Raw genomic sequence first — 12,154 nt, forward strand, 5'->3', positions numbered from 1 at the left:
CATCACCAGGCACTTAACGGACCTCGGTATCCCCCCAGCCTATGTCAAGGACGGCCGCAAGGTCGCGACGAGAGGCAAACGGAAGCAAGGTACCGCTGGGGTCTGGTGGCCGGGAAGGGTCGGATTGATCATCCGCAACACGACCTACAAAGGTGTCCACTACTTCGGCCGCCGGGCGAAACGAATCAAGGAACCTATCAAACGCCAGGTCCCCGCTATTGTAAGCGAGGAAACTTGGGACAAGGCTCAAAAGACCCTCAAGAGGAACCTCATGCGTTCCCCCCGCAACGCCAAGAATCGTTACCTGCTCAGGTCACTGATCAAATGCGGGATATGCGGCCTCAACTTTGGTGGCCTCAACGACCACAATGACACGCCATACTACCGCTGCGGAGGTAAGAGGAAACTGCGCGGCATCTATGGCAAGACCGGAGAGCCCTGTCGATCAAAATACGTCCCCCTCGCAATTGAGGATATGATCTGGGCCGACCTGGAAGAATTTCTGCGGAACCCGGGCGATGTGCTGAAGACGCTGGCCGAGAATATGGACGGCCTGGAGGATGATGACTCAATCGCCAAGAGAGAACTCGAACTGATCCAGGAGCAGCTCAAAGAGAAAGATATTGAAAGAGGACGCATCCTAAACCTTTATCGCCGGGGCACGATCGACACCGCCCTCCTGGACCATCAGATGGCTGACATTGAGACGGAGCGCCAAAACCTCACACAAGCCCTCGTGTGCGTGCGGGAGCGCCTGGGAGGCGTCCAGGCCGCGGCGACCCGAATTGACTCGGCTGAGGCCCTCCTGAGCGAGTTAAACGGCCGACTGGACGGCACTCTGACGTGGGAACTTAAGCGGGAGATCGTGGAGACGCTTGTGGAGGGGATTATTGTGGAGACGGTCGAGAAGAAGAACGGTAAGAAGGAAGCGATTGTACATGTAACCTACTGTTTTGATAAACCGAATTCCCTACTTACAAACCACACGCAGATTCGTGCGAGTCGCAGGTGGGGATTAAAAATCAGCCGGATGTATAAGATGGGAGCCGGGCGGTCAGCTTGGACAAGCAATGACAGCCTTCGATCGGCGGCGGCTTAACTCTGAATCACCGCATGAAATTGGTTCAGGATTAGAGCAACAAACTCAGATCAGAGTCCCCGCCCAGAGTTCCTTGCAGAACCGGAGCCACGGCACGATCTCAATCCCATCCTCAGTCTTGCGGGGATGTTCCACACGAGATACAACGAGGCTTCGTCGCGGCGCGAACTCCTCTCGCAGAGCCCGCATGCCCTTCAGATCGGCGCTGCGCACCTCCCGGGTGGACTTAAACTCGACGGCAAGTTCCATGGCGCCGATGATGAGATCGACCTCGAAGCCCGAACTTGTTCGCCAGTAGGCCAGCGGTTGGTCGCACCGCCGATACTCTAAGTAGGCCCGCACCTCGTTCAGCAGGTAATGTTCGAAGGCGCGCCCGAAGGCGTCCGTCCCTTCGTCGATGGATTTGACTTCGGGATGGATCTGGTTAGCTACGCCCACATCGAAAAAGTAAAACTTCGCCGTCTCGACCAAGCGACGCTTCTTCTTGCGCCGCCATGGATCGAGCGTGAAACCAAGCAGCGTGTCTTCGAGGATTTGATAGTAGTTGCGGACCGTACTGGCCGACACTCCACTCTCTCTTGCGACGTTGGCAAAGTTGATCTGCTGCCCGTGTCCGATTCCGGCGATCTGGAGAAAGCGTGTAAATGCCGGGATGTTGCGGGTAGCCGATTCGTCAATGATCTCTTCCTTGATGTAGTTATTAATGTAGGCGCGCAGCAGAAGTTTGGGATCGTCGATGAGATAATGCGCGGGGAGCGCACCATGGCGCAGGATGCGCAAGAGATCGACCTCTCCGATCTCATGGCTCGTTAACGGAAGCAGATGGTGATCGATTGCGCGCCCGCCCAGCAGATTGTGGGACTGGCGCCGCAACTTGCGCGCGCTCGATCCGCAGAGCACAAAACGTGCGCCTGTGTTTTCGAGAAGCCAGTGAACTTCTTCCAGCAGCGCGGGCACTTTCTGAATCTCATCAATGACGACGACTTCCGGGCGCTCGGCAAGGATCTCTTCGCGCAGCAGTCCAGGCCTCACGCTCAACTCAGCGCTGAGATCGGTGTCGAGCAGGTCATAGAAGCGAGCGTCGCGGAATCGTGCCCGCAAATAAGTCGTTTTGCCGGTCTGCCGTGCTCCCCAGAGAAAGGATGCGCTCGACCCAGTCGCTGGATTGGGAATCCAGACTAGATCAAGGCTGCGCTGGATGGGTACAAATCGTCGCTTCATGTGTGGATTCTCATGCAAATCCGTAACTTAGTCAACGATTATTTTGATTTGTAATTCTTCACGGCAAAACCATGTTGTCCTGATTCACGACAACTTGTGCTGTTTCGAGACACTGCTATGTCAACAGCTTCACTCTCCGAGAGATCGCCATAAATCCGCAACTCTTTGATACTTAAAGCAAAAGGTGCTATTTATTCACTTTTTAGGATTTGGCACAACCATTGCAATACTTAGTAAACACTGCTACGCGAGTTTGACCCCCCTTGACGGCCGAGGCGATTCTTATCGCCGGGGAGCGTGGCAAGGGTTTCGAGGTGAGGTGGTGTGTTGTCAGGTGCGCCGCGCTCCGCGTTTTGAACGAGGCCCGAGAACTGGGGCCTGGATCTTTGGAATTCCCCAACCCTCTGTGCGGGTTTTACCTGCCGGTGTGGTGGATGGATTCGACTGTACCCTGGGGCCCCGGTTCGCGGGCCTCGTTCTTTTTTTTGCTCTTTTCCCATCCTCGGTTTTTATCATTTAACTCTTTTTGTATCCCTTGTGACTACCGAACTGTCTTGTTTCGCGACACAGTTATTCTCGTTCACAAATGAAGTTTACGATGTAGACTTGTAACATGTTATTAAACAAGGGCTTGGGATTTCAAAAAAGGGCTAGTGAAGGGAACGGTTCTTGAACTACACTGAAACGGAGGATCGAATCGATGGAAGCTTTCACAACCGGTCCCAAGGTTAATTTTGGAAGGGTGACCGGCTCAGATCCAGGAATTCTGGTGGTTAGCCGGGACAGCGCCTTTCTGGACAGCTTGAGAGTCCGGTGTTCGGATATTGACCCGCTTCGCTTTCAGCGGGTCGAGACCGGCAGATCCGCGCTGGACTCAGTGGAGGCCCGTGAAGTCCGCCTTGCCTTGGTGGATGAGACGGTGGTTGATATAGCCGCCGACCACCTCGTCTATCTCCTTCACACCCTGAAGCGGGATCTCCCGATCCTGTTTCTGACCGCATCGCCTTCACTCCATCAGGAAAGAGCGGCCAGACGATCCGGCGCTCTTCTGTATGCCCCAAAAGGGGATTGGGATCTGATTCAAAAGGCCCTGAGTCATTATTCTTCAGGAGGTAAAAAACGTGTCGGCGGATGATGTCAAATCCAAAGCAGCTGCAAAGGAAAAACCGAATCGCAAGGTGGGACCGAAGGGGATCGTGGAGATCTTCCCCGATGAGTGCAAAGGGTGCGGCTATTGTGTTGAGGAGTGCCCGATGAATGTGCTCATGATGTCCGAGAAATTCAATCGGAAGGGTTATCACCCGTCGGTTTATATCGGTGATGGTTGTACAGGTTGCGGGATCTGTTTTTACGCCTGCCCCGAACCGGGTGCCATCCGGGTTCAGAAAATCAAGGAACCGCATCCGGCCTAAGTCCCGCCTGTGGGGTTCAAAGGGACCGGCTGACGCGTTGGCCCAATTACGGAAGTGAGGTGCAGACCATGCCCAAGATGTTGTTGAAAGGGAATGATGCCGTTGTACGGGGAGCCATCTTGGCCGGGTGCCGGCTGTACTTCGGTTATCCGATTACCCCGGCGAGTGAAATTGCGGAAACGGCCGCGAAGTTCTTTCCCCTCGTCGGAGGTTCGTTCCTCCAAGCCGAATCGGAAGTCGCCGCGATCAATATGGTCTATGGCGCCGCCGCGGCGGGTGTGCGCGCGATGACCGCCTCTTCGGGACCGGGAATCAGTCTGAAACAAGAGGGGATCTCATACCTTGCCGGATCGGAATTGCCTTGTGTCATCGTCGATATCATGCGGGGCGGCCCGGGGTTGGGGAATATTGCTCCCGAACAGGGCGATTATAATCAGGTCGTTAAGGGTGGCGGGCACGGCAATTACAAGACGATTGTTGTGGCACCCGCTTCCGTTCAGGAAATGTGTGATTTCGCCTTTCTCGCTTTCGAATTGGCGGATCGTTATCGCAATCCGGTTTGCATCCTTACGGATGGATTCATCGGCCAGATGATGGAGCCGGTCGAATTCCCCGAGCCGATCAAAGAGATTCCCAAGAAACCTTGGTCCGTCGATCCACAATACAAGATCCGCGAAAACCTCATTTCCTCGATCTATCTCAGCAATGTTGAACTTGAAGCCCACATCAATCATTTGCAGGACAAATACCGCGAGGTGGAGAAGAACGAGATCCGTTACGAAACGTATAAGACCGAAGACGCCGACCTGATCTTAATCGCCTACGGCATCGTTTCACGCCTGGCAAAAACGGCGATTGATCAGGCGAGAGCGGAAGGGATGAAGGTCGGTTTACTGCGGCCGATCACTCTCTGGCCCTTCCCCTCGCAGGCGATTCGGGATGTCGCCGGCCGCGCGCAGGCGATTCTCGTCTCGGAGATGTCGGTGGGTCAAATGGTGGATGATGTCCGTCTCGCCATCGAAGGCCGGGTGCCGATTGAGTTCTATGGAAGATATGGTGGCAGTGTCCCGTCGGCCGCGGAGCTTTATGACAAGATCTGCGCCCTGATCCGGAAGGATCAGGCTGCTGCGGTAAGGAGTTAAGCCATGGCGAAGGAAGTCTTCGAAAAATCATCATCGTTCTACGGAAGTTATGAACGACGTCCCGGCGCCGATAAGGTCACAACCCATTACTGCCCCGGTTGCGGTCATGGAAACGTTCACAAACTGATTGCCGAGACGATCGAGGATATGGGCATACAAGATCGCACCATCTTCGTGAGTCCGGTCGGTTGCAGTGTCTTCGCCTATTATTATTTTGCGACAGGAAACGTACAAGTCGCGCACGGCCGGGCTCCCGCGGCGGCCACGGGTATCAAGCGGGCCCATCCCGATTCGATCGTCATCGTTTATCAGGGTGACGGCGATCTGGCGGCGATTGGAACGGCTGAAATCCTCCACGCCGCCAATCGCGGTGAAGGAATCACCGTCTTCTTTATCAATAACGCCATTTATGGGATGACCGGGGGGCAGATGGCGCCCACGACATTGGTCGGACAGAAGACCACCACCACGCCCCGCGGCCGCACCGTCGAGAATGAGGGCCATCCTCTGCGTATAGCGGAGTTGCTTTCCGGTTTGGAAGCGCCGGTCTATATCGAACGCACGGCCGCGTCCGACGCCAAGCATATGAACAAAACGCGCAAGGCGATCCGCAAAGCGATCCAGGCGCAGATCGATGGCAAGGGATTTAGTTTCGTTGAAATTCTCTCTCCCTGTCCCACCGGTTGGGGAATCAGCCCGGTGAAGAGCCGTGGATGGATACACGAGGCGCTCGAACCCATCTTTCCCCTGGGTGTGACCAAGGACAGAATCCAAGAGCTTCCCGCTCATCCCCGGGGAAAGCGGATTGAGCCTGCGAATGATGAATTGTGGGACATTCTCGAGATCCCTTCCGGCAATGGGCAGGGTGAACAGGCTTCGACGAAGATGGATCATGTGGCGGCGAAATATCGGGATCCCTTGATCAAAGTGGCCGGTTTCGGCGGCCAAGGGGTTCTTATGCTGGGTGTGGCGCTGGCCGACTGCGGTATGCGTTATGGGTATAATGTCTCGTGGCTGCCGTCTTATGGGCCGGAGATGCGCGGTGGAACGGCCAACTGCCATGTTCGGATGGCAAGCGAACCGATCGGCTCGCCCATTGTTGCGGAGATCAGCGTGCTTGTGGCGATGAACCGGCCGTCGCTCGAGAAGTTCGAGAAGGATCTCATTCCCGGCGGATTGCTTTTCTACGATTCCACGCTGGTCGATGTCGAACCGACACGGACCGATGTGCAGGTTATTCCCATCCCGGCGACAAAGCTGGCTGACGAACTGGGACAGACACGGGCGGCCAATATGGTGATCATGGGCGCCTATATCACGATAACAAAAATATTCCCCTTGGAGCACGCCATTAATACACTGCCGGATTTCATCAAGAAAAGTTCGATGATTCCGTTGAATGTGGAGGCGCTGAAACGTGGGGAGAAGTTCATCCTGGAAGAGTATAAAAAGTAACAGTCATTTGAAATTGCATCGAAGGTTCAGCACGGGCGTCGGATTCCGACGCCCGTACAATTAAGCAACCGGCAGATCATCGAGGAGATTATGGCGCCGGTTCCTGTAAAAATCCTGATTGTTGAAGATGATTTGAGCATGGCTGACACCTGTGAAAAGCTCTTTCGCAGAGAGCGTCTGCCTGTCGAAAAAGTCTACTCCGGTGACGAAGCTCTTCAGCGCGTTCAAAACGATCCTTCCATAAACATTGTGCTCACCGATCTTCGAATGCCGGGAATGGATGGCACCGAACTTCTGCGGCGGATAAAAGAAATCCGGCCTGAAATCGATGTCATTATCATGACCGGGTATGGGACGATTCAAAACGCCATCCAGGCGATGAAAATCGGAGCGACAGATTACATTACAAAACCGTTCGACCGCGAAGAGCTGCTCCGAGCCATCGATCAGATTCTGGAAGCGCGGCAATTGAAACATGAGGTCGCTCGATTGAAGGAAGAGCTGGGTCAGACCTATGGATTCACCAATCTGGTGGGCCGCGGACCGGCGATGCAGCAGATTTTCTCGCAGATCCGGGCCGCCGCCCGGAATGAATCGAGTGTTCTTATTCTTGGAGAAAGCGGCACGGGGAAAGAACTCGTCGCCCGGGCCATTCATTATTCCAGCGATCGCAAAGATGGACCGTTTGTACCGGTCAATTGCGGAGCGATACCAAAGGAGTTGATTGAATCAGAGCTCTTTGGACACCGGCGCGGCTCTTTCACCGGCGCCAGTCAAGACACCGTGGGTCTGTTCCGCTCCGCCGACGGCGGCACCATCTTCTTGGATGAAATCGCCGAAATGCCGATCGAAACACAGGCGACGCTGCTCCGGACGCTTCAAGATAAACGGGTGCGCGCCGTGGGAGACGTCAGCGAAATCCAGGTGGATACCCGGTTTGTAGCGGCGATGAACCAGAAGGTCGAAACCGCTTTGCAGGCTGGAAAACTTAGGCAGGATCTCTATTACCGAATCGGTGTCATCATTGTGAAACTGCCTCCATTGAGAGACCGCACAGAGGACATTCCTTTTCTGATCCAGTATTTTCTCGAGAAATTCAACAAATCCTTCCGGAATAAGATCCAGGGCGTAGCCCCCCAGGCGCTGCAAAGGCTGCAGGAGTATTCCTGGCCGGGGAATGTCCGTGAGCTGGAGAATTTTATCGAGTCGAGTTATGCTATCGGGGCCGAAGGCCAGCTTGATGTCAGACATCTTCCCGATACGATCCTCAAGCCGGCGCGCGCGCCGCAGGACCGCCTCGAGGATCCATCAACCCTGCCTCTGGCTGATGTGGAGCGCGAGGCCGTCATCCGGGCCCTGGAGAGGGCGGGTGGGAATAAATCACGGGCGGCCGAGGCCTTGCGGATTTCCAGATCCCGCTTGTACAAAAAAATCCACGATTATGGACTGACCCAATGGCTATGAAGGGACGGCTCCGATGGATTCACCTTCCACTTTGCGCCGGGCCGCCTGGTGGGGATCCCTCCTCATTTTAATCCTCTGCTTCGCGGAGACCTGGTTGCTGGCCCGGGATCTTCCTGTTGTCACCCTCTTTCTCATCGCCGCCCTTCCGGCCGCCGCCTTCGCCCTTTGGGGGGGGTATCTCTCCCGGGAATCAGCGCGCCTCGCCGAGCGCCATCGGTCCGCTGAGCGCGAACTCCACAGCCGGTTGTCCCGAACGGAAAATACCCTCACCCCGATCCTGGATCAAACGGAGGAGGCGATTCTGATTTTGGATCTCAATGAGGTCATCCGAAGCTGCAATCCCGCCGCACGCGATATTTTCGGTTATCCGGCGGATCAAATGATCGGGCAGCCTTACAGCCGGCTGCTCCCCAATGGCGATCCCAAACACGAGGGATTTCTAAAGCGGCTGAATCAGAAGGGAAAGGTCCAGGATTTTCAAACCACACGATGTCTGGCCGATGGAAGTGAAATCGCCGTCTCCATCTCGCGCTATCTTGTGAAAGGTGACGAGGGGCTGGCGCTGGGAACCGTTGAGATTCTGAGGGACCTCTCTGAGTACCGCCGGATCGAACAGGAGCTTTTGACGACAGAGAAGATGGCGGCGGTGGGAAAGATGTCCTCAAAGGTCGTTCACGAGATTCGCAATCCCCTGGCCTCGATCAGTCTGAATGTCGATCTGCTCGGCGATTCGCTGCACCTTCTCCCTCCGCATGAGGAGAGCGAGGCCACGGAAATACTTCAAAATCTGAAAAGGGAAACGCGGCGCCTCCGGCAGATCACCGAAGAATACCTGCAGTTTTCCCGCCTGCTGCGAAAGGAATTCCGGCTGGAAGATGTCAACCAGGTCCTGCTGGAATTGGCGGATTTCGCGAGGCCCGAATTCCGCCGCAAGGGGATTCAGATCCTGCTGCGTCTCGATGAAAAGCAACCAAAGGCGATGATCGACGCCGGTTCCATCCGTCAAGCTGGATTGAACCTCGTACGAAATGCGATGGAAGCCGCCGATCCGCAGGGCCATATCCGCCTATCGACCTTGGATCTCGGTGATAGGGTTGAGATCCGTGTGGCCGATGACGGATGCGGCATCGCCGAAGAGGATCTTCCGCATATCTACGATCCGTTTTTTACAACAAAACGGGACGGCACCGGTTTGGGACTGGCCGTCGTCCGCCAAATTGTGGAAGAGCATGGCGGACGGATTCAAGTGCGTTCATTAGTAGGCCGGGGAACGACCTTTGTCATTTTCCTTCCCAAAAAGAAGGCGGGTGGGAAGGGGAAGGATCCCCAGAAGCCTCAAGCCGCCGACGCGGAAATATAGGGATTCTCCCGCCCCAGAACGCCGTCCCGCCAAACCAAATGCGTGGAGAGATTGCTGATCGGACAGGTGATGCTATCCAGCATCGCTTTCATCCCCTTGCGGCGCGGTGGGGATTCAGGCAGCGCATAAACGGTGCGCCCCAAAGATTCCAAATCTTCCAGTAACAGCAGATCGACTTCCAGAATTTCATCGACCCATTCCGACGACAGTGAGGGGGCTAAAAAGAAATTTTCGGCCCGCGGGCAGCAGTATCTGAGTTCCTCTGCAAGTCTTGTGAGATTCTTATCCGCATCGATCAGGGGCTGAATCCAGCGAGGATCGACGTCTTCGGTTTCCCAAAGATCCTGGAGGATACGAACACGATCCCGGGCTGCCTTGATCCCGGCTAAAACACGAGCCCTCATTCTTGAGTCTTCTCCCCGCCGCAGCGTCACGTCACGATAGGCGCGGTAACCAGGGACCAAGTAGGCCAGGTTTTGTAGGAACCGCAGGTCCGCTTTCGTTGAATCATGGTGTTTGGACAAGATGTATTCCTCCGATTTTGATGCTGAATTCGAAGGATGACACGCCGCGGAGCCCTTGCCGGTCCGCAAGTTGCCGGATCACCCTTGCATAATGCCGTACCGGAAATCCGATCCTCCCGGCTTGGGGGGAGTCTCCTGGTTCACGGAGGTCCGCAACAGACGACAAAGCAACAAGTTGCCTTCTTGCGGCTATGAAACAGGCTTTTCCGGTCTGGGCATCGGCGGGATAATGTGCAACAGCCATGCCGGAAGCGAGTCTGGGTTTCTTCCGGCAGGGAATTTTTCGGGCTCAATGAAAAGAAGAGTCGACAAATTCGCTGAGAAATGACATGAGATAAAGGTGCGGAATATGGAGAGGCCATGGCTCTACAGGATACGACACATCATCAGACCCAAATCCCTCAACTGCTTCTCTTGATTGAGAAGGAGGCGGAAGGAAGCCGCATCAAGGCCTTTCTTGAAAGAGAAGCCTTCCATGTCTTTTTCGTATCGACAAACGAAACCGCTTATAATGTGATCGACAAAGCGCAGCTGGATATCCTCATTACACAAATCGATGGGCATCATATCGACGGAATGAAACTCCTGGAGCTGGCCAGGCAGCACAATCCGGAGATTTGCATTATTCTTCTTGCTGAAGCCCAAGAAGTAGGAAAAGCAACGCGGGCCATGGCCGAGGGGGTCTACGATTTTCAAATCCGGCCCTTTAATCTTGAGAAGATGGCCGCGGTGATCCGCAAGGGGATCGATTATCAGCATCTGCAGGCGGAGAATGTTGAATTAACCCGGAGGCTCGACAGGAAATACGGATTCCACAATATCCTCGGCGATTCCGCCTCGATGTCCAAGGTTTTCAAAAAAATCCGCCAGGTCGCCCCCGGATCGGAGACGATACTGCTTATAGGCGAGGATGGAACGGGGAAAGACCTTATCGCCTCATCCATTCATCATAACAGCCCGCACCGCAGCGCGCCCTTTATCAAACTCAGTTGCGAGGCCCTCGCTGAGAATCTGATGGAAGCGGAATTGTTCGGTGAATTCTCGCGGAATGCCCCTGGTCTTGGGAGAACGGGCAAAGGATGTCTTGAATTGGTGGCGGGAGGGACCCTCTTTCTCGATGAGGTAACGAATCTGAGCCTCGCGATTCAAAAGAGGTTGTTGGATATTTTGGAGCGGGGGGAATATAAGATTCCCGGGCGTGCGAAACCGCAACCGGTGAAATTTCGTACCATTGCCACGTCGAGTGAAGATCTCCGGATACGGGTTGATGGGGGTCTTTTTCTCGAGAAACTTTATCAGCGGCTCTCCCGGGTGCAGATCGATCTGCCGCCCCTACGGCGCCGCAGGACGGATATCCCGCTCCTTGTACGGCATTTCCTTGAGGAAGCCAATCGCGCCCTCAATACCTCGGTTCAAGAGTTCACACGGCCATCGATGGATCGTCTGACTCAATATGATTGGCCCGGAAATATCCGGGAATTGAAAAGCATGATCCGCCAACTTGTCGAGGCGAAGAGAAGCGGCAAGATTGAGCTCTACGCCCTCCCGGTGAGGGTCCGGACCGCTCTTCCGCCCGGTTCCGATCTGCATCTTCGGGTCGGAATGTCCCTGACGGAGATAGAACGGGCGGTCATGCGGGAGACTCTGGTCCGGTGCAATTGGAATCGGCGGCAAACCGCGCGAATGCTCGGTATCGGGCTGCGCACTCTCTATAGAAAGATCAAAGAATACGATATTCGTTCTCCGATTGAGGAACTTCCCGGCCCGCCCCACGTGCCGGAATGACACCCCTCCGCCCGGATCCCGCCGTCTCAAAACGATGAAAGCGCCCACCCCACACGAGCTTTGCCGGATCTTCATTTTTTAGTAGGCGTATGGAGAATTAAACGGGTGCCAATATGGCACCATTAAAATTTCTATGGAACCTCTCAAGCTGGCGTTTGTATATTATTTAAGTTCACTTGGTTACAAAGGTGAATAAAAGATTTGACAGCTGAGCTTGATTTGTTAGTATCAAATCCATGAGTCGGGTGCCAAAATGACACTTCGATTCTTGGGGCGCTGAGAGGGCGCCAATTCATTTGTCTCCAATAAATCTGATGATGAGGAGGTTTAGCTATGGCGACTAAGAGTTTGAAGATTCGGCCTCTCGGAGATCGAATCCTGGTCAAGAGGATGGAAGAAGCAGAGCAGTCCCGTGGCGGGATCATTATTCCCGATACGGCGAAAGAGAAGCCGATGCAGGGTGAAGTCGTGGCTGTGGGCCCGGGCCGGACTCTCGAGGACGGAAAAGTTCAGAAGATGGAAGTCAAGAAGGGTGACCGGATTCTCATGAGCAAATATTCCGGCACTGAAGTCGCCATTGACGGCGAAGAGTTTCTCATCATGCGGGAAGACGACGTTCTTGGCGTCATTCAGTAATGATCCACCCGTATTGATTTAATCGTGCGATGTGATGAGCCAACGCATTTATAGAT

The 12,154-nt window shown here is 54.7% G+C and carries 11 protein-coding genes; 9 read left to right on the plus strand and 2 right to left on the minus strand.

From position 1 onward, the window contains the following. Positions 1-1,099 (plus strand): recombinase family protein (locus KJ970_07305; protein ID MBU2690720.1); only part of this gene is annotated, 1,099 nt, incomplete at its 5' end. Positions 1,100-1,144: 45 nt separating this feature from the next. Here KJ970_07305 and KJ970_07310 read toward each other — a convergent pair. Beyond that, the gene (locus KJ970_07310) at positions 1,145-2,320 is read right to left on the minus strand and encodes an AAA family ATPase (protein MBU2690721.1); all 1,176 of its coding nucleotides are present in this window, start codon (positions 2,318-2,320) and stop codon (positions 1,145-1,147) included. Positions 2,321-3,020: 700 nt separating this feature from the next. Between KJ970_07310 and KJ970_07315 the strand changes: the two genes are divergently transcribed. From KJ970_07315 to KJ970_07340, 6 genes are all read left to right on the plus strand, one after another. Next, entirely contained in the window at positions 3,021-3,455 is a 435-nt protein-coding gene (locus KJ970_07315; GenBank protein MBU2690722.1) for a hypothetical protein, read from the plus strand. A 43-nt stretch (positions 3,456-3,498) separates the two neighbouring features. Next, positions 3,499-3,732, plus strand: a complete 234-nt coding sequence (locus KJ970_07320) for a 4Fe-4S binding protein (GenBank protein ID MBU2690723.1) — start codon at positions 3,499-3,501, stop codon at positions 3,730-3,732. Between the two features lie 68 nt (positions 3,733-3,800). Further along, the gene (locus KJ970_07325; protein ID MBU2690724.1) at positions 3,801-4,874 is read left to right on the plus strand and encodes a 3-methyl-2-oxobutanoate dehydrogenase subunit VorB; all 1,074 of its coding nucleotides are present in this window, start codon (positions 3,801-3,803) and stop codon (positions 4,872-4,874) included. A 3-nt stretch (positions 4,875-4,877) separates the two neighbouring features. Continuing rightward, the gene (locus KJ970_07330) at positions 4,878-6,329 is read left to right on the plus strand and encodes a 2-oxoacid:acceptor oxidoreductase family protein (GenBank protein ID MBU2690725.1); all 1,452 of its coding nucleotides are present in this window, start codon (positions 4,878-4,880) and stop codon (positions 6,327-6,329) included. Between the two features lie 90 nt (positions 6,330-6,419). Further along, a complete protein-coding gene (locus tag KJ970_07335; protein ID MBU2690726.1) occupies positions 6,420-7,793 on the plus strand; it encodes a sigma-54 dependent transcriptional regulator in 1,374 nt (457 codons plus the stop codon). A gap of 13 nt (positions 7,794-7,806) precedes the next feature. Further along, complete coding sequence (locus KJ970_07340) at positions 7,807-9,153, plus strand: PAS domain S-box protein (protein ID MBU2690727.1); 1,347 nt, start codon at positions 7,807-7,809, stop codon at positions 9,151-9,153. On the opposite strand, the gene KJ970_07345 is transcribed toward KJ970_07340, so the two are convergent. Then, positions 9,129-9,677 carry a hypothetical protein gene (locus tag KJ970_07345; protein MBU2690728.1) on the minus strand — a complete coding sequence of 183 codons (549 nt, stop codon included), beginning with the start codon at positions 9,675-9,677 and terminating at the stop codon, positions 9,129-9,131. The two genes, KJ970_07340 and KJ970_07345, sit on opposite strands and share 25 nt — an antisense overlap. A gap of 360 nt (positions 9,678-10,037) precedes the next feature. Between KJ970_07345 and KJ970_07350 the strand changes: the two genes are divergently transcribed. Then, positions 10,038-11,462 (plus strand): sigma-54 dependent transcriptional regulator, encoded by a 1,425-nt coding sequence (locus tag KJ970_07350; protein MBU2690729.1) that lies wholly within the window; start codon positions 10,038-10,040, stop codon positions 11,460-11,462. Positions 11,463-11,795: 333 nt separating this feature from the next. Next, on the plus strand, positions 11,796-12,098 hold the full coding sequence (groES, locus tag KJ970_07355) for a co-chaperone GroES (protein ID MBU2690730.1): 303 nt from the start codon (positions 11,796-11,798) through the stop codon (positions 12,096-12,098). Positions 12,099-12,154: the final 56 nt, after the last annotated feature.

The organism is Candidatus Eisenbacteria bacterium, assembly GCA_018831195.1.
Taxonomy (GTDB): Bacteria; Eisenbacteria; RBG-16-71-46; order CAIMUX01; family JAHJDP01; genus JAHJDP01.